This window comes from Nocardia sp. NPDC020380 (genome assembly GCF_044386975.1).
Lineage (GTDB): Bacteria > Actinomycetota > Actinomycetes > Mycobacteriales > Mycobacteriaceae > Nocardia.
In genome coordinates, this window is the sequence record NZ_JBIRVQ010000019.1 from 1 (window position 1) to 17,604 (window position 17,604).

The 17,604-nt window shown below is 65.8% G+C and carries 20 protein-coding genes; 11 read left to right on the forward strand and 9 right to left on the reverse strand.

Features of this window, described 5'->3' with window-relative positions; all coding sequences use genetic code 11:
- Positions 1-279: 279 nt before the first annotated feature.
- The 4 genes from ACH438_RS39435 to ACH438_RS39450 form a co-directional block, all read right to left on the reverse strand.
- A complete protein-coding gene (locus ACH438_RS39435; protein ID WP_397015065.1) occupies positions 280-1,038 on the reverse strand; it encodes a nucleotidyl transferase AbiEii/AbiGii toxin family protein in 759 nt (252 codons plus the stop codon).
- The gene (locus tag ACH438_RS39440) at positions 1,038-1,685 is read right to left on the reverse strand and encodes a type IV toxin-antitoxin system AbiEi family antitoxin (protein ID WP_397015067.1); all 648 of its coding nucleotides are present in this window, start codon (positions 1,683-1,685) and stop codon (positions 1,038-1,040) included. Before ACH438_RS39440 ends, ACH438_RS39435 begins: the two co-directional genes overlap by 1 nt.
- A 249-nt stretch (positions 1,686-1,934) precedes the next feature.
- Positions 1,935-2,327 carry a PIN domain-containing protein gene (locus tag ACH438_RS39445; protein ID WP_397015069.1) on the reverse strand — a complete coding sequence of 131 codons (393 nt, stop codon included), beginning with the start codon at positions 2,325-2,327 and terminating at the stop codon, positions 1,935-1,937.
- Positions 2,324-2,575: an AbrB/MazE/SpoVT family DNA-binding domain-containing protein gene (locus ACH438_RS39450; protein ID WP_397015070.1), complete on the reverse strand. Its 252-nt coding sequence runs from the start codon at positions 2,573-2,575 to the stop codon at positions 2,324-2,326. Before ACH438_RS39450 ends, ACH438_RS39445 begins: the two co-directional genes overlap by 4 nt.
- A 67-nt stretch (positions 2,576-2,642) precedes the next feature.
- Here ACH438_RS39450 and ACH438_RS39455 point away from each other — a divergent pair, with 67 nt between their 5' ends.
- Both ACH438_RS39455 and ACH438_RS39460 read left to right on the forward strand, forming a co-directional pair.
- Complete coding sequence (locus tag ACH438_RS39455) at positions 2,643-3,395, forward strand: SDR family NAD(P)-dependent oxidoreductase (protein WP_397015072.1); 753 nt, start codon at positions 2,643-2,645, stop codon at positions 3,393-3,395.
- Positions 3,396-3,412: 17 nt separating this feature from the next.
- Positions 3,413-4,177, forward strand: a complete 765-nt coding sequence (locus tag ACH438_RS39460; protein ID WP_397015074.1) for a class I SAM-dependent methyltransferase — start codon at positions 3,413-3,415, stop codon at positions 4,175-4,177.
- Positions 4,178-4,386: 209 nt separating this feature from the next.
- Here ACH438_RS39460 and ACH438_RS39465 read toward each other — a convergent pair whose 3' ends face one another.
- Complete coding sequence (locus ACH438_RS39465) at positions 4,387-5,118, reverse strand: SDR family oxidoreductase (protein ID WP_397015331.1); 732 nt, start codon at positions 5,116-5,118, stop codon at positions 4,387-4,389.
- A 121-nt stretch (positions 5,119-5,239) separates the two neighbouring features.
- On the opposite strand from ACH438_RS39465, the gene ACH438_RS39470 reads away from it, so the two are divergent.
- Positions 5,240-5,686, forward strand: a complete 447-nt coding sequence (locus tag ACH438_RS39470; protein ID WP_397015076.1) for a helix-turn-helix domain-containing protein — start codon at positions 5,240-5,242, stop codon at positions 5,684-5,686.
- A 28-nt stretch (positions 5,687-5,714) separates the two neighbouring features.
- On the opposite strand, the gene ACH438_RS39475 is transcribed toward ACH438_RS39470, so the two are convergent.
- A complete protein-coding gene (locus tag ACH438_RS39475) occupies positions 5,715-7,151 on the reverse strand; it encodes a glycoside hydrolase family 27 protein (protein ID WP_397015078.1) in 1,437 nt (478 codons plus the stop codon).
- A gap of 98 nt (positions 7,152-7,249) precedes the next feature.
- Between ACH438_RS39475 and ACH438_RS39480 the strand changes: the two genes are divergently transcribed.
- Positions 7,250-8,071: an alpha/beta fold hydrolase gene (locus ACH438_RS39480; protein WP_397015080.1), complete on the forward strand. Its 822-nt coding sequence runs from the start codon at positions 7,250-7,252 to the stop codon at positions 8,069-8,071.
- Here ACH438_RS39480 and ACH438_RS39485 read toward each other — a convergent pair whose 3' ends face one another.
- On the reverse strand, positions 8,072-9,490 hold the full coding sequence (locus ACH438_RS39485) for a short-chain fatty acyl-CoA regulator family protein (RefSeq protein ID WP_397015082.1): 1,419 nt from the start codon (positions 9,488-9,490) through the stop codon (positions 8,072-8,074).
- Positions 9,491-9,644: 154 nt separating this feature from the next.
- Between ACH438_RS39485 and prpD the strand changes: the two genes are divergently transcribed.
- From prpD to ACH438_RS39505, 4 genes are all read left to right on the forward strand, one after another.
- Entirely contained in the window at positions 9,645-11,147 is a 1,503-nt protein-coding gene (prpD, locus tag ACH438_RS39490; RefSeq protein WP_397015084.1) for a 2-methylcitrate dehydratase PrpD, read from the forward strand.
- Positions 11,147-12,061, forward strand: a complete 915-nt coding sequence (gene prpB, locus ACH438_RS39495; protein WP_397015086.1) for a methylisocitrate lyase — start codon at positions 11,147-11,149, stop codon at positions 12,059-12,061. The genes prpD and prpB overlap by 1 nt, the downstream gene beginning before the upstream one ends.
- Complete coding sequence (locus ACH438_RS39500) at positions 12,061-13,185, forward strand: bifunctional 2-methylcitrate synthase/citrate synthase (RefSeq protein WP_397015088.1); 1,125 nt, start codon at positions 12,061-12,063, stop codon at positions 13,183-13,185. The genes prpB and ACH438_RS39500 overlap by 1 nt, the downstream gene beginning before the upstream one ends.
- Positions 13,186-13,435: 250 nt before the next feature.
- Positions 13,436-13,846 carry an SDR family oxidoreductase gene (locus tag ACH438_RS39505; RefSeq protein WP_397015090.1) on the forward strand — a complete coding sequence of 137 codons (411 nt, stop codon included), beginning with the start codon at positions 13,436-13,438 and terminating at the stop codon, positions 13,844-13,846.
- Between the two features lie 4 nt (positions 13,847-13,850).
- On the opposite strand, the gene ACH438_RS39510 is transcribed toward ACH438_RS39505, so the two are convergent.
- Complete coding sequence (locus ACH438_RS39510) at positions 13,851-14,792, reverse strand: DMT family transporter (RefSeq protein WP_397015092.1); 942 nt, start codon at positions 14,790-14,792, stop codon at positions 13,851-13,853.
- A gap of 83 nt (positions 14,793-14,875) precedes the next feature.
- Between ACH438_RS39510 and ACH438_RS39515 the strand changes: the two genes are divergently transcribed.
- The 3 genes from ACH438_RS39515 to ACH438_RS39525 all read left to right on the forward strand — a co-directional run bounded on the left by ACH438_RS39515 (position 14,876) and on the right by ACH438_RS39525 (position 17,131).
- Positions 14,876-15,766, forward strand: coding sequence for a LysR family transcriptional regulator (locus tag ACH438_RS39515; protein WP_397015094.1), 891 nt, complete (start codon positions 14,876-14,878; stop codon positions 15,764-15,766).
- Between the two features lie 69 nt (positions 15,767-15,835).
- A complete protein-coding gene (locus ACH438_RS39520; protein ID WP_397015096.1) occupies positions 15,836-16,906 on the forward strand; it encodes a LacI family DNA-binding transcriptional regulator in 1,071 nt (356 codons plus the stop codon).
- A gap of 21 nt (positions 16,907-16,927) precedes the next feature.
- Complete coding sequence (locus tag ACH438_RS39525; RefSeq protein ID WP_397015098.1) at positions 16,928-17,131, forward strand: hypothetical protein; 204 nt, start codon at positions 16,928-16,930, stop codon at positions 17,129-17,131.
- 5 nt (positions 17,132-17,136) lie between these two features.
- Here ACH438_RS39525 and ACH438_RS39530 read toward each other — a convergent pair whose 3' ends face one another.
- Positions 17,137-17,592, reverse strand: a complete 456-nt coding sequence (locus tag ACH438_RS39530; protein WP_397015099.1) for an SRPBCC family protein — start codon at positions 17,590-17,592, stop codon at positions 17,137-17,139.
- Positions 17,593-17,604: the final 12 nt, after the last annotated feature.

Consider the following 17,604-nt stretch of genomic DNA (forward strand, 5'->3'; position numbering starts at 1 on the left):
CGCCAAGTGAACAGCACACCACCTGCACGAGTACGTCGCGAGTCCTCGGCAGCAGTGTCCGGTCGCCTGCCACCTCGGACATCCTGAAATCGGCATTACCGCGCACTCGAGTCCAGTAGAACCAGAGACTGAAGCGCTCGACGATGAACCGGCCAAACTATCGGCATTTCGGCGGAAATCCACAGTTCATGGCAGGGGCGTGTTGTTGTAGCTGCAGTCAGGTGCCACTCCGCCGGCGCGAACCGCCGCAACCTGATTCGGCACGAGGCCAGCGGGCGGTCAATCAGCCGCCTGTTCCCAAGCTGCACTGACGATTTCGAGCGCGTCCTGCGCGGAGACGGTAAGGCGGGTTTGGCCTGCGAGCTGGGCGTGCCATTGCCGCTCGGTCGGCGCGGTGGCGAATTGCCATGGCTGTGGCACCTTGTTGGTCGGGCCATAGCGGCGAAACAACTCGGCCGCGTCGCCGTCGATCGCGTCGATGTTCGCGAGAGCCCACAGATCCCACAGGTCTCGGGCGGCACCGCGATCACACCACGCCAACGTCTTTCCGGCTACGAAGGCGGACCGCGTCGGCACTCGAAGCATCGCCTCGGGAGCATCTCGATACCGCTGAACAAGCACCTTCGACTCGGTCGGCCACGACGGCATCCCGATCCGTGACAGCAATTGAATCTTCAGGATGATGCTCTCGTCATCGCTCATGAGATACGCGGCATCGGATCCCGACACCTCGGTCAAGGCTGGTCGCCATTTCAATCTGCCGAAACGACGCAACGCCGCACGTGGCAGATCGCGGGTCAACCGATCAGCGATCTCCGTTCTCCTGCCCAGCGCGATCAGATCGATGTCCTCACTCAGGCGGCCATCGGGCAGATGCGTGCGAGCCAGCGCGGTGCCACCGATGAACAGCACGCTTTCGGCATGCCGTTCGGCCAAGTGCGCGAGCACAAGCGAGATCAGGTAATCACGCTGCACCTGAGCAGCCGATACACCGAACCGCGAGGCGATGTCGGCGCGCTCGTCGAATCCTGAACTCATCACTCACCGACCATCGCGGTCACGCGGTCCAACGTCGCTCGCATGCGCTGCTCGGCTGCCAGTTCGGCCAACCTCTCCCGATCGCAGCGCCGATAGAGCGCCCGGATCGCGGCCGGCACATCCACGGCCGCGTCCCCCAAATTCGGACGGCGAGTCAAGTCCAGCACCGTCTGCTCCGGTGTAGTCACAAGCGCCCCACCTAATTCCGTTCGGATCAACTCCGCATCCAGCCGAGCCGTGTCACGAGCGACGAACCGCACCAAGGCATCTCGGTCGACCAACTGCAACGCAGCGCGCTGCCGGGGCACCGCAACCACCGCAACCCCCAGCGAGCGCGGGATCACGCCGTGCATCCGTGCGGCGCTGACGCCCATCATGATCGCGTCGTCTACGCCGAACATCACGGCGCCGATCCCCGCCGCCACCGCTTCCAACCCCGGCAGCCACGCGGTACCGACGTACTCCTGAGGGATCACGACGTAATACCCCTGCGCGGCCCGATGCAGCACCCCCCGATCGACGAGCCGAGCCAACTGCTGTCGCGGATGCCGGGAGACCGCGGCAACCGCCGCCGGCCCGACAGTTCGCAGCGGCTGCCGGGCCAGCCCCGCGAGCAGTTCCGCGCCACGGGCATTGTCCGTCGCCATCCCCGCACCAGCCTCGTTTCAGTATTGGATTCGTCCGCGAAAAAGTTACAAATCCAATAATAAACCCCTCAGACCACTTCTCGCTGCTCTATGACACGGCAGACTTCGAGAGCAGGTAGGAGACATTCTGCTGAGACATGCCGGAGAGGTCGGCCAGACAAGTTTGCGTGTAATGCGCGGGGTCCGCGTCCCGCAACTTCAGCAGGAGCCGGAGACGGGCGGCAATCGAAGTCCAACGCTACCGAGCGATCACGGCTCGATGCGGACTATGGTCTCGACCTTGCCGATGCCTTTGTCGAAAGAAGCGATGCTCGATCCCGGGGCGGCTTCTGCCAGAGCTACCAGATAAGCGTCGGCGAACGAAAGCCGATAGTGCTCGTAGACATCGATTGTCCGGATGAGCAGGGCCGGATCGTCGGTCACGATGTTCCGCGAACTGGCGAGTACGCGGGCCAGGGCGGCGACTTGAGGTCTGGGAACCTGGTACACGCTTTGCAGGACGTAGACCGTCTCGGCCAGGATCATATCCGGCAGATGTAGTGAATCCGATTGCGCGAGAAAGGTGCTCGCGCGCCTCCCCATTTCAGGCGGATCCTGGGTGAGGTGGCGGATGAGGATGTTGGTGTCCAGAAAGACCGTCACGCCTCACCTTCTCGCCATTGCGATGCCCATGCGGCCTCGCGAATTTCCTCCCAGGACCGTCCGCGGACCTGCGGCGGCACCGGCACACTTCCGGCGAGCTCGAGCAGGTCAGGAGTCCGCGCCAGCACTACGACCTGCCCCTCGACGCGAAACAGCACGTTGTCACCAACGTGCAGTTCGAGCGCATCCCGAATCGCCTTGGGCACCGTTAGCTGGCCCTTCGACGTCAACCGAGCAACCGCGTCCATGACTTCTCCTTACTTTTCCCCTCGAGTAAGGATACCGTCTATGAGGCTACGAGCGATGGAGATAGGCATGGCGGTTGAGGGTGCGGGACGGTTTGCGGGGCGGGTGGCGGTGGTTACCGGGGCCTCGTCCGGTTTGGGGCAGGCTGTCGCGCGGTCGCTGAGTGGGGGTGGGGCGCGGGTTTTCGGGGTGGGGCGGGATGAGGAGCGGTTGCGGGAGACTCTCGGGGGGCCTGAAAACGCTTGGAAGGTGGCGGATTTGACTGATCCGGCGGCTTGCGGGGCGGTGGTGGAATCGTGTGTGGATCGGTTCGGTGGGGTGGATATTCTGGTCAATGCGGCCGGGGCGCACACCATGCGGCATACGGGCGAGACCAGTGACGATGAGTGGGCGCATGATCTGGCGATCAATTTGAATGCGCCGTTCTTTCTTTCCCGGGCTGCGCTCCCGCAGCTGCTCGAGCGGCAGGGTTGCATTGTGAATGTCGCTTCTATCGCGGGCTTGGAGGGACAGGCCTATTCGGCCGGTTATTGCGCGGCGAAGCACGGGCTGATCGGCCTGACCCGGGCGATGGCGCTGGAATTCGACGGGCGTGGGATCCGTGTGAATGCGGTGTGCCCCGGTGGCATGACCACGCCGCTGCTGCAGAACTTCACTTTCCCCGAGGACCCCGATTACGCCCTCATCATGAAGACGGCGACCGCTCGCGGGCTGATGGACCCCGCGCAGGTCGCGACGGTCATCGCCTTCCTCTGTTCCGAGGACGCCGCGGCCGTGCACGGTGCCGTCTACACGGTCGACAACGGCAAAATGGCGCACTGACACCTACCGTGGTGACCATGACTGAACATCTGGAGCGGGCCACATCGTTCGGATCGATCGCCGCGGACTACGACCGGTTCCGTCCCGGTCCGGCCGCGGCGGCGGTGGATTGGCTCGTTCCGGATGGCTGTGCGATCGCGGTGGATCTGGCCGCGGGGACCGGATTGCTGACCCGGGCCGTGGCCGAGCGGGTGCCCGAGGTGATCGCGGTCGAGCCCGATGGGCGCATGCGGGCGGTGTTGCAGGCCCGGTCACCGGGGGTGCGGGTGCAAGAGGGCACCGCCGAGGCGATCCCGTTGCCCGATGCCAGTGTGGACGCGTTGTTCGTGTCCGCGGCCTGGCATTGGTTCGATCATGAGCGGGCCACCTGGGAGATCGGCCGGGTGCTGCGCGACGGCGGGCGGCTCGGGGTGGTGCGGACCAGCCGGGATCGGGCCGTCGACTGGGTGCGGGAGCTGGAGCGGGCGCGCGATCTCGAACCGCTGCCCTCGGACGCGCAGCTGCGGCGTCACCGTGACGAGTTCAAGCTGCCCGACAATGACCTGTTCGAACCCGGCGAGCGGGAGTCGTTCGCGTTCACCCGCGTCATGACCCTCGACGATGCGGTGGCCTGGCTGGCCACCTATAGCGGCATGATCATCGCCGATCCCGACGACCGGCGCACCCGCCTGGCCCGGGCGCGCACGGTCCTGGAGGAGCACGCCGGCGGCGCCGGCACCATCGAGATCCCCTTGCGCACCGAGGGCTGGCGCGCACGCCGCCTCCTTCGCGTGGGAATGTGAGCGTCCGTCACGAAAGCCTTTGCGGCACTGCGCATGCTTCCGACTGCGGGTAGACGGCATCGATGATGCCGCACGCTTGCCCCTGTATCGAACAACCTACTGTCCCAGCGCAACATCTGCGATCAGACCGAAGCACCGCTCGTGAAGTTCACCAAGACCGCGCTACTGACGTGGCCGTGGGCGGAGGAACCGAAGGTGCGGACCGTAGGTCAGCCCTGGACTGTTGGGCGGACGATGATTTCGTTGATGTCGACCTCGGGTGGCTGGGTGATGGCGTATTCGATTGCAGCGCCGATCGCGCTTGCGGGCAGGGCCGATTGCATGCCTGTGCGGACCTCCTCGCGAATGTCGTTGTTGCGGATGCCTTCTGCGAGTTCGCTGCTGGTGAAGCCGGGGGTGATGACGGTGACGCGGATGTCGCGGCTCTCCTCGCGCAGACCCTCGGAGATGGCGCGGACCGCGAACTTGGTGGCGCTGTAGACCGCTGCGGTCGGGTCGACGCGGTGGCCGGAGACCGAGGCGAGATTGACTATGTGGCCTGCACTGCGGGCGCGCATCAGTGGCAGGACCGCGGCGATGCCGTGCAGGACTCCGCGGATATTGACATCGATCATCCGATTCCACTCCTCGACCGCGAGCGCATCCAGTGTGGACAGCGGCATCACGCCCGCGTTGTTGACCAGTACATCGACCCGCCCGTATTGCTCGTAGGCCTGCGCGGCGAACGATTGCGCCGATTCCAAGCTGGTGACATCGAGCACATGGTGTTCGGCGCTGCCGCTCGCGGCTCGAATCTCTGCGGCTATGGCCTTGATTCGATCCTCGCGCCGGGCGCCCAGCACCACCCGGTGGCCCGCGGCGGCCAGGAGGCGGGCGGTGGCCTCACCGATTCCGCTGCTCGCTCCGGTGATCAGGACAACCTTGCTGGACACCTCGGTCACGATGACCTCTTCTCTCGACGATCGGCTGGTGCCCCAGAGCATGCAGCCGGTCGCGCGGAACAGGCAGGTCGTGGCTTCCTGGGTGTGCGGCACCCAGGATCGGCGCACGTAAGCTGGGGCGATGACCCGCAATGAACTCGGCGAGTTCCTGCGCGCCCGCCGCTCCCGGCTGACCCCGCCGGAGGTGGGCATGCCGATCACAGGCGCCCGCCGGGTCACCGGTCTGCGCCACGAAGAGGTCGCCGTGCTGGCCAGGGTCAGCGTCGATTACTACACGCGGCTGGAACAGGGCCGTGAGACGAACCCGTCCGGGCAGGTGGTCGATGCCATCGCGCGGGCCCTGCGCCTGGACGGCGATGCGCATTGGCATCTATTCCGGCTGGCGGGCCTGCTGCCCAGGCCCGAGCCCGCCGCCGCACCCGACGGGGTCGATCCGGAACTCCCGGCTCGAATTGATCTATCAGGCGTTCGACGTGCAGCAGGCACCCGGTCTGTAACTACTCGTCGGCACCGCCGCTCCGGGCAGCGTCGACGCACTGGCACGCGACGCCGCCGACTCGAACCGTAATCAGGTTGCAGCTCAACAGATTTGAAGCTCAGCACGCCGCCGAGATCTTCAGCATGGCGACGCCGTGCGCAGGGATGTCCGCGCCCCGCAACGGGCCTGTTGTGGTGGTGCCGTTGTGCGCCCACAGATCTCGGACGGTGTAACAACCCGACGGATGCAATCCCAGTGCGGCAGTCGTTGTTTCGATAGTTGCCGGAGCATCGGCGGTGTTGAACATCGCCACCGCCAACGAGCCGTCGGTGAGCGGCTTGGTGAGGATCCGGGCGTCACCGGGCAGCGGTGCGGCCTGGATGACGGCCGGATCCTGGTCTACCGCAATGACATCGGGGTTGGTCAGCAGGCTGCGGGTCTGCTCGGTCATGGAGCGCACATCATTGCCCGCCAGCAGTGGCGCGGCCAGCATGGCCCAGAGCGAGAAGTGCGCACGTTGTTCGTCGGGATTCAGGCTGAACTGCGGATCACGCAATTGTGCGATGACCTGGGGCGAAACCTCGAGCGAAGACTCCAGGTACAGCATCTGATCCGTGGTGAGCGCACCGCGGAGGACGGTCTCGGGGAACCCGGCGAGATGCGCGGCGATGAACTCGGTGAGCTGTATCCCGACCACGAGCATGTCCGGATCGTTCCAGTAACCGGGCCGGCTGCGGGCGGCCAGCGGTTGCGCGGCACCGACCTCGTCGGTGACGCCGAGCAGGCTACGGGTCGTGGTCGTGCCGATGGGCAGTTCGGGCAACCCATTGCGCCACAGCGGAATCAGATCCGAGGTATTGCGTGTCATATTCGCGACCTGTGACCAGTCGTAGTCGGCGGCCGCGTGCAGATTGTTCGAGCTGTTCGGATTGATGCTGTAGAGAATGCGCCGGCCACTGGCGTGCAAGGCATCCCGCATGGCGGTGAAGTCCCGCACCTGGGTGGCCAGATCGGCATCGTTCCGGCACCAGTCGTATTTGAGCATGTCGACGCCCCAGGAGGCGAAGGTGCGCGCATCGTCGACCTCGTGCCCGAGACTGGCATTGTCCGGCGTCTGCCCGCAGATCTCGTTGTACGGACTGGAATACAGCCCCAGGTACATCCCGCGCTGATGCGCGTAATCGGCCAGCGCGGCCATCCCGTGCGGGAAGCGGCGCGGATCCGCCTGCAGATTCCCGGCGAGATCCCGTTCCGGATAGGCCCAGCCCGCGTCGAGATCGACGTAGCGGTACCCCGCGTCCCGCATCCCGGACGCCACCATCGAGTCGATGACCTCGTGGATGTTCTGCTCGGTCAACTCGATTCCGGAGTTCCACGAGTTCCACCCCATCGGCGGTGCGATCATCTCACCCGCCCCGGCGCGCGGCACCAGATACGGCGGCGCTGCGGCCGCGGACCCGAGCAGCACGCTGGCGACGACGACCACGATGGACGGCAGGGCTCGGAATCGCACGCCGATCGTCTCCTTCGGTTCCATGGACGGCGGGGTGATCATCCACCACAACCCTGGGAACGAGCCTGGCAGGCGCTCACAGCCTGCCAGCGATCATGTAGCGCACCCGAACGCTCGTGTGCGAATCACGCCTCGTCCGCGTGCGACGGCGGACGGCACGATTACCTCATCCCCGGATCGCGGGGAGATGCGAGTCACCGTCGCCGGGACCATCATCGGCAATTCCCTCAAATCCGGAGACCACCGGCGACGGTGTACGCGGCAACTATCGGAAAGCTCTTCATGATCGAGTACTTGACCATCAGCAACGGGCGGATGGCAGTGACGCCATTTCGCGTACCGACATCGCCGGTGACCTGCTCGCCTTGATCGGTCACCTCGGCGGGCCGGCGATCATCATCGGTAATTCGATTTCCGGCGGCGCGGCCACCATCGCCGCGGCTCAGGGGCCCGAATCCGTCAGCGCGATAATCGAACTCAACCCGTTCACCAGGACACAGGGTTTCGACACCGGCGCCTTCCTCACCATCCCCCGCTACCGCAAGGGACTGCTCCGCCTGGGCACGACGCAACTGTTCAAGAGCCTCCCCCAGTGGCTGCGCTACCTGGACGTCGCCTACCCGATCAAACCGGCCGACTACGACCGCTACATGACCGCCCTGGCGCAGAAACTGCGTGAGCCGGGCAGATTCGCCGAATTCATGAAGACCGGCAAAACCACCCCCGCCGACGCCGAGGCTCAACTCCCCCACATCACCTGCCCGGCCCTCGTCATCATGGGCACCGCGGACCCCGACTTCCCCCACCCGGCGGCGGAGGGCGAAGCCATCGCCACCCTCATGCCTCCGGGCCTGGGCGACGTCGCATCGGTCGAAGGCGGCGGCCACCACATCCAGGCCGACTCCCCCGACCGCGTCGCCGAACTCACCCTGAAGTTCCTCTCCGACATCGGCTATCGGTAATCAGGGTTCCGGGGCGTAGGGGACGGTGAGGGCGCTGTTGTCGTCGACGCGAATGGGGCGACCAAGCTGGGGGAAGGCGCGCTGGCTGCAATCGGTGCGTTCGCAGACCTTGCAACCCGCGCCGATGGGGACCGCCGTACGCGGGTCGTCGATGGGCAGGCCGTAGGAGTAGACGAGCTTGCTCGCATACGCGAGATCGCAGCCGAGGCCGATGGCGAAATCCCGCTTCGGAGAAAGGAATCCGGGGGTGCTCTCGTCCGTGGTGCGGGCCAGCCACAAGTAGTTGCGGCCGTCGGGCATCTGCGCGATCTGGGTGCGGATACGGCCGGGAGTGGCGAAGGCTTCGTGCACCACCCAGAGCGGGCAGCTGCCGCCGACCCGGGAGAAGTGGAATGCGGTGGCGGACTGGCGTTTCGAGATATTGCCCGCCCGGTCGGTGCGAACGAAGAAGAACGGGATGCCGCGCTGCCCGGGGCGCTGCAGGGTGGACAGGCGGTGGCAGACCGTCTCGAAGCCGACCTCGAACTTGGCGGCCAGCAATTCGATGTCGTAGCGCAGGGTTTCGGCGGCCTGCTGGAACCGGGCGTAGGGCAGGATGAGCGCGCCCGCGAAGTAGTTGGCCAGCCCGGTCCGCAGCACCCCGCGGGAAGGCTCGGGCATGGTGTCGGCCTCGTCGATGAGGTCGCCGATGGTGGCGGACTGGGTGAGGAAGGCCAGCTGCGTCGCCAGCTGGAAGGCGCGCTGTCCCGGAGAAAGCCTGCGCGCCAGGGCGAGTACGCGGGACTCGGGGTCGTACTGCCGTTTCGGGCCCGGGTGGTCCGGATCGTCGCTGCGGACCACGACCACGATGCCGTGCTGTTCGCGCAGCAGCTGGGTGAGCTGCAGATCGAGTCCGCCGATGGTCAGGGCGTTGTGCGCGAACAACTCCTCGGCGGCGGCATCGAGCTGCGGGATGTGATTGCGGCGGTCGTAGAAGTAGTCCCGGACGTCTTCGTAGGGGCGGGCGGTGGTGGAATCCGTTGCGCCGCCGTCCAATCCGGCGGAGACCCGCTCCAATTGCTCGGTCGCACCGCGTAGCCGGCGGTGCAAGCCGACCAGCAGGTGCGCGGCCGCGGGAATGCGGGCGACGAGATCGTCGATCTCGGCCGTGGTGATCACGGTGCCTTCGGGATCGTCGGCGAACACATCGGTGAGGTCGGCGATCAGCCGCGCGTCGGTGTCCGCGGCGAAGAAACCCATGTCGAGGTCGAAACTCGAATTGAGCCGCAGGAGCACCTGCACGGTCAGCGGGCGCTGATCATGCTCCAGCTGATTGACGTAGCTGACCGATATCCCGAGCACCTTGGCGAGAGCGGACTGCGAGAGCCCACGCTGTTCCCGCAGCGCGCGCAGACGTCCGCCCGCGTACATCTTCTGCATGACCGAAATCTAGCACTCGGGAGGTTTCACAACTTTTACAATTTCACAGGATGGCTTCCGCAAAAATCGACATTTGCGGGGTATATCCGCAACACCAGCCTCTGTGTAGCGTGCGAAAAGTACCGGTGAAAACAATGGCTGGAGGTTTCCGACAGTGAAGAATCATCTCGTCCGCACCCACCGTTCGGCGGAGGACTTCCCACGCGAGGAACACCTTGCCTGGCGGATCGCCGAGGTCGCGGCGGACACCGTGGAGGTGGCTCCGGAAACCGAAGAGATGATCATCAACCGGATCATCGACAATGCCTCGGTCGCCGCGGCCTCGCTCACCCGGCGGCCCGTCGCCAATGCCCGCGCCCAGGCGCTGGCGCACCCCTACCAGCCGGGCTCGACCGTGTTCGGCGTCGACGGCCGATACTCGCCGGAGTGGGCCGCGTGGGCCAACGGTGTCGCGGTGCGCGAACTCGACTTCCACGACACCTTCCTGGCCGCGGAGTACTCACACCCGGGTGACAACATTCCGCCGATCCTGGCCGTCGCCCAGCACGCCGGACGCTCCGGCCGCGACCTGATCCGCGGTCTCGCAACGGGTTACGAGATCCAGGTCGATCTGGTGCGCTCGATCTGCCTGCACGAGCACAAGATCGACCACGTCGCCCACCTCGGCCCGTCGGCCGCCGCCGGTATCGGCAGCCTGCTCGGCCTCGACACCGAAACCATCTACCAGGCCGTCGGCCAGGCGCTGCACACCACCACCGCGACTCGGCAGTCCCGCAAGGGCGAGATCTCCAGCTGGAAGGCGTACGCGCCGGCCTTCGCCGGGAAGATGGCGGTCGAAGCCGTAGACCGCGCACTGCGCGGCGAGGGCGCGCCCTCGCCGATCTGGGAAGGCGAAGACGGCGTCATCGCTTGGCTTCTGGGCGGCCCGAACGCCGAGTACTCGGTGCCGCTGCCCGGTCCGGGCGAGGAGAAGCGCGGCATCCTCGACACCTACACCAAGGAGCACTCCGCGGAGTACCAGAGCCAGGCCCCGATCGACCTGGCGTTCCGCCTGCGTGAGCGCATCGGCGATCTGTCTCAGATCGCGTCGATCGTGCTGCACACCAGCCATCACACCCACTATGTGATCGGCACCGGCTCGAACGACCCGCAGAAGTTCGACCCCAAGGCCTCCCGCGAGACCCTCGACCACTCGATCATGTACATCTTCGCGGTCGCGATGCAGGACGGCGTCTGGCATCACCAGCGTTCCTACGCACCCGAGCGCGCGCAGCGGCCGGACACCGTCGAGCTGTGGAACAAGATCTCCACTGCCGAAGACCCGGAGTGGACGCGGCGCTACCACTCCACCGACCCGAACGAGAAGGCCTTCGGCGCCCGCGCCGAGGTCACGCTCAAGAGCGGTGAAGTGATCACCGACGAGCTGGCCGTCGCCGACGCACATCCGCTGGGCGCGCGGCCGTTTGCCCGCGAGCAGTACATCGCCAAGTTCCGCACCCTCGCCGACGGTGTTGTCGCGCCCGCCGAGCAGGATCGCTTCCTCGAGGTCGTCCAGCGCACCGGATCGCTGTCCGCCGGTGAGCTTTCGGAGCTCACCTTCACCGTCTCGGCGGACGTGCTCGCCCGCGCGCCGAAGTCCCCGAAGGGCCTGTTCTGATGACCGGGCTGATCGCCGCCTCCATCTCGGCCGCCGACAAGCGCGCCGCGTTCAAGGCGGGACTCGCCTCCGAACGTATTCAGCGGCTCCCCGGCGCGTTCAATCCGTTGGTAGCCAAGCTGATTCAAGAGATCGGCTTCGAAGGCGTCTACGTCTCCGGCGCGGTGCTCTCCGCCGATCTCGGCCTGCCCGACATCGGTCTCACCACCTTGACCGAGGTATCAGGGCGCGGTCAGCAGATCGCCCGCGTCACTGACCTGCCCGTACTCATCGACGCTGATACCGGTTTCGGTGAGCCCATGAGCGCCGCCCGCACGGTCACCGTCATGGAAGACGCCGGAATCGCGGGCCTGCATCTGGAAGACCAGGTCAACCCCAAGCGCTGCGGACACCTCGACGGTAAGGCCGTCATCCCGGTCGAGGACATGCTCCGGCGGCTGGGAGCGGCAGTGGCGGCCCGGCGGGACCCCAACTTCGTGATCTGCGCCCGCACCGACGCTGCCGGTATCGAGGGCATCGACGCCGCCATCGACCGGGCCGAGGCCTACGCCGATGCCGGCGCGGACCTGATCTTCACCGAAGCCCTCTACACCGTGGCCGACTTCGAGAAGTTCCGGTACGCCATGTCAATCCCCTTGCTGGCCAACATGACCGAGTTCGGCAAATCCGAACTCCTCTCGGCCACAACACTGGAAAAGATCGGCTACAACGCCGTCATCTACCCCGTCACCACCCTGCGCCTGGCCATGTACGCCGCCGAATCCGGCCTACGGGAAATCCTCGCCACCGGCACCCAAGCAGGCCTCCTCGACCGGATGCAACACCGCAGCCGCCTCTACGAACTCCTGCAATACGAGCGCTACAACGAATTCGATTCCGACATCTTCAATTTCACCCTCGGAAGGAATCAATGATGACGGAAACCGCGACCCCGACCATCTTCAAGGGCCTCGCCGGCGTCGTCGTCGACACCACCGCCATCTCCAAGGTGGTGCCGGAAACCAACTCCCTCACGTACCGCGGCTACGCAGTCCAGGACCTCGCCGCCCACTGCACCTTCGAACAGGTCGCCTACCTCCTCTGGTACAGCGAACTCCCCACCCACGCCCAACTGGCGCAATTCACCCAGCAGGAACGAGCCTTCCGCCGCGCCGACCGATCACTACTGTCCCTGGTAACCAAACTCCCCGACAACTGCCACCCAATGGACGTAGTCCGCACCGCCATCAGCTACCTAGGCGCCGAAGACCCTGCCGAAGACGACAACTCGCCGAAAGCCAACCGCGCCAAGGCCCTCCGCATGATGGCGGTACTCCCAACCATCGTCGCCGCCGACCACCGCCGCCGCCACGGCCTGGACCCCATTGCGCCCCACTCACATCTGGGCTTCGCGGAGAACTTCCTGAACATGTGTTTCGGAAAGGTGCCGTCGCCGGAGCTGGTCAAGGCCTTCGAAGTCTCCCTGATCCTCTACGCCGAACACAGCTTCAACGCTTCCACTTTCGCCGCCCGCGTCGTCACCTCAACCCTCTCGGACATCTACAGCGCAGTCACCGCCGCCATCGGTGCCCTCAAGGGCCCCCTACACGGCGGCGCCAACGAGGCCGTCATGCACAACATGATCGAAATCGGCGACCCGGCCCTGGCCGAAGAATGGCTACGCAGCAAACTGGCCAAAAAAGAAAAGGTCATGGGCTTCGGCCACCGCGTCTACAAAAACGGCGACTCCCGAGTCCCCACCATGAAACAAGCCTTCCTGGACATAGCCACCGCCACCGACGGCCACCGCTGGGTCCGCATGTACGACATCCTCGAACGCACCATGACCGAGGCCACCGCCATCAAACCCAACCTCGACTTCCCCACCGGCCCCGCCTACTACCTCCTCGGCTTCGACATCGAGGTATTCACCCCCATCTTCGTAATGAGCCGCATAACCGGCTGGACCGCCCACATAATCGAACAGGGCGAATCCAACGCCCTGATCCGCCCCCTGAGCGAATACACCGGCGTCCCACAACGTCCCGTCGTTGCCTGAAACCCACCCCCTCGACACCAGCCCAATTCGACGGTCCAGGTTCGTCCGGGGTGCGTTGCACCTATGAGAACGGCGGCCTCCCTGCGTGTTTCCTGGGCGGGCAGGGTGGGTTGCATGGAAATGAATCGGATGGCGGGGCAGGGGCGGGGCGACGGCGATGGCAAGGTGGTGCTTGTGACGGGGGGGGGCAGTAGTGGGATCGGGGAGGCTACTGCGCGGCGGCTTGCTGCTGATTGGGGAATGGGATCGGATGATCGATGTGAATTTGCGGGGGGTGCTGCACGGGATTGCGGCCGTTTTGCCGAGGATGCGGGAGCAAGGTGGCGGGCATATTGTGAACATCGCTTCCGTTGGGGCCCGGGAGGTCTCGCCTACCGCGGCGGTTTATTGCGCCACGAAGTTTGCGGTGCGGGCTGTTTCCGAAGGGCTGCGGCAGGAATCGGGTGGGGTGGTGCGGGTCAGCCTCATCTCGCCGGGGGTTACCGAGTCCGAATTGGCTGACAGTATCGGCGATCCCGAGGCTCGCGAGGCCATGCGTAGCTACCGGCGGGTTGCGCTTCCGGCGGGCGCGATTGCTGATGCGATCGCCTATGCGGTCGATCAGCCTGCCGATGTGGACGTCAATGAGATCACCGTCCGGCCTACCCGCAGTGCTCAATAGGCTGTCAGGCCGGCTTCGGTTGAGTGGTGGTGCGGCGCGAAACAGCCACTCCGGCAAGGCAGATCGCGCCGCCTATCAGGGCCCAGACGGTCGGGACTTCGTCGAGTAGCAGCCACGAGAGGATGATCGAGATGGCTGGGACCGCGTAACTGGTGGCGGTGAGGCGGCCGGCCGGGGTTCGCTTCAAGGCGTAGGACCAGGCGGTGAAACCCAGTGCGGTGGGGAACAATCCGAGATAGACGGCGTCGAGGATGATGCGGGGCGGGGCGACCGACAGTTCGCGGGTCAGCTGGGGCGCCCAGGGTAGTAGGACTACCGTGGCGATCACGCAGCCGAGCCAGATGGCGGTGAGTCCGTCGGTGTGGCGTAGTGCCGCTTTCTGCGTCAGTACGCCGATTGCGTAGAGCACGGCTGCTACCAGGCCGAGGAATACGCCGAGCATGTCGCGGTGACCGTCGGTACCTACCGCGATCGCCGCGACACCGGCCATGGAGATCAAGGCGCCGACTATCAGTGAGCGCGGAAGTCCTTCGTGGAAAAGCATTCCCGCGCCGAAGGCCACCAGCAACGGGGCCACGTTCACCAGCAGGGCTGCCGTGCCCGCATCCACATGCCGTTCGGCGGAGTTGAGGGCGACCGTGTAGCCGGCCAGCCACAAGACCGCGTAGATCACGATGAGCAGCAAGGGTTTCCGGCCCCGTGGAATCCGCTGCCACGCTCCGCGCCGGGCCGTTGCGAGCACCGTGAGTGCGACGGCCGCGACGGCCAGCCGCATCAAGGCCATGGGAGCGGGAGACAGGGCCGGGCCCGCATCGCGGATCGCGACGAAGGCCGAGGCCCACAGCACGACGGCGATCAGTGCCGCCACGGCACTGCGCCAATCACGGGCGGAAACGGTGGCGGCGGTGGACGCGCCTGGTCGGCGGGGCTGCAGCTCGGTGGACACTCCGCTATCGTCACCGCCCACCATCGGACAGCACAAGTGAATGATCGAGCACTACTGTTCAGTCCGACTGTACAATCACGCGCATGCTCGACATCACCCGGCTCCAACTGCTGCGCACGGTGATCGCAACCGGCTCACTACGAGCCAGCGCCACAGCCCTCGGCTACACACCGTCGGCGGCAAGCCAGCAGCTGGCCGCGCTGCAACGACAGACCGGCCTGCAACTCGTGGAACGAGTAGGCCGAGGCATCGAACCCACCGCCGCCGGCCGGGCCCTCGCCACCGAAGCCGAGCCACTCTTCCGAGAGCTGAGCCGCCTCGACGGAGTAGTCGGCGACCTACGCGAAGGCCGCATGGGCAGCCTCTCCATCAGCTACGTCACCTCGGTCGGCGCCGCCTGGCTGCCACCCATCGTCGACGCCCTGCGCCGCGAATTCCCCGAACTGCGACTCGAATTGCGCATGGCGGAATTCGACACCGGCCGCCCCGACATGCGAATCGTGGTCTCCGACCCCAACGCCCCCTCGCCCGAGACCCTCTCCTCGGCAACCGTAGCCGTCCACCGTCTGGTTTCCGACCCCTACCTGGTGGTCCTCCGCGACGACGACGCCCTCGCGAGCCACCCCGACATCCGCATGGCCGACCTGGCAGCCCGCTCCTGGATCGACAACGAACTCAACGACGACGTCTGCCGCCGAGTCGTCCTGAACGCCTGCGCAAGCGCCGGTTTCACCCCCTGCTTCCAGGTCCACGCCCCCGACTACCGCACCGCCCTGGCCTTCGTCGCCACCGGCATCGGCATCACCGTCCTCCCCAGCCTCGCCGCGGTAGACCTCCCCCCGCGAACAGTCGCCCGAAACCTCCTCGCCCCCACCCCCATTCGCGACATCTCCCTCGTAGTCCGCAAAACCATCGCCGACCACCCCGCCGCCCGCCGCACAATCGAACTCTTCACAGCCGTCGCACGATCCTGACCGACGAATACTCTCGACGCCATCCGGCACTCTTCTGTATCGTTTTACTAGAACGATTCAGAAGCTGGCATGCAGGAGGTGGGCATGACACCGGGAGCGAGCATGAAGGCTGTTGCCGCGGCGGTGGGGGTGTCGATGTCGACAGTGTCGAATGCGTACAACAAGCCTGATCAGTTGTCTGCGGAGGTTCGGGAGAGGATCTTTGCGGCGGCGCGCGAACTCGGGTATTCGGGGCCGCATGCTGCGGCGCGGACACTGCGGAGTCGGCGGGCGGGGGCTATCGGGCTGCTGCTTACCGAGCAGTTGTCGTATGCGTTTTCGGATCCGTTCGCGGTGGGGCTGCTGGCTGGGTTGAGTGAGGTGGCTGAGCGGACTCGGACCGGGTTGCTGCTTATTCCGTTGCCTCGTTATGAGGCGGGGGCGGATGAGGAGGCCTTGCGGGAGTCGGTTGAGACCATGCGGAACGCGGTGGTCGATGGGGTGGTCGGGTATTGCATCGATGTCGGGCATCCGGCGCTCGAGGTGATCTCGCAGCGGGGGTTGCCGTTTGCGCATACCGAAGATCATGTGACGCCTGGGCGGCGGGTGGTGATCGATGAAGCCGGGGCCATGCGGGATGTCGGGATGTACCTCGCCGGGTTGGGGCATACGGATGTCGCGATGGTGGTCGACTCGGGGCGGGCTACCGGGGCGCCGCATGAAATCAGTGATGCCACTGTGCTTTACGCCAATGCTCGGTCGCGGATACAAGGGCTTCGGGAGGGGCTCGGGGCGAAGGCGCGGCTGACTGTCGTTTCCGGCGGGCACAATTCGGTCGAGTCCGGGGTCGCCGCCGCCGCGCTGGCGCTCGATCGACGTGATCGGCCGACTGCGATTGCGGCGGGTGGGGATGTGCTTGCGTTCGGGGTGATCGAGGCGATGCGGCGACGGGGGCTGACTCCGGGGCGCGATATCTCCGTCACCGGATTCGATGACATTCCTGCCGCGGAGAGTGCGGGGCTCACCACTGTGCGCCAACCGATTCGGGACAAGGGACAGCTGCTGGGGCGCATGCTGCTCGACCCGGCTTATACCGAAGAACGCGTCGTGCTACCGACCGAACTGGTTGTTCGCTCCAGTACCGGGCCGGTACGCAGCTGACGCTCGTATGAGGAGATCGACATGCTATCCATTGCCGGGCCCATTGCCGTCAATGCGGTACGGGCCCAGGCCAATTCGGCCCTACCCGATGCACCCGTCCTACCCGACCCGCCGGCACGCGAGACCCGGCTGCGCAAGCATGTCGCCGCATTTCTGCGCGCGTCCGCTCAGCGCCGAGCCCGCCTGGCCGACCGGCTCGACCCCTGCCCGGCCGTGACCTGCTGACGCGGTCAGGCGGGTTTCGTCAGTTCGCGGGCGGCGATGTCGAGGATGCGGCCGAAGGAGTAGGTCAGGACCGGCCGGATCACTGCGCGCGTGAGGAATTCGGCGACGGCGGGGATCGGGAAGCGGAGTTCGGCCGTGGTCACCCAGAGAACGTGCGTGCCCTCGGGAGTTTCCGTGAAGGCGACTCGGCCACCCTCGTGGATCAGTGGCGGGAAGCTGCGATCTATGTGGTACTCGAAGGAGTGCGGTGCGCTGTAGGCCGTGATTCGCTCCCAGAAGCAGGCGCCGACGCAGAACACCACGCGGACTGCGTCGAGGCCGTAGGGGGCGTCCTCACCTGGCGTCTGCAGATGCTCGTGCAGGACCGGCCACAAACGGGTGTAGTTGTGCGAGTTGGTCACCCAGTCGAATACATCGGTGATCGGTGCGGCGATTGTGCGTTCGATAGTTATCGTTTCCACTGTCGACTCCCT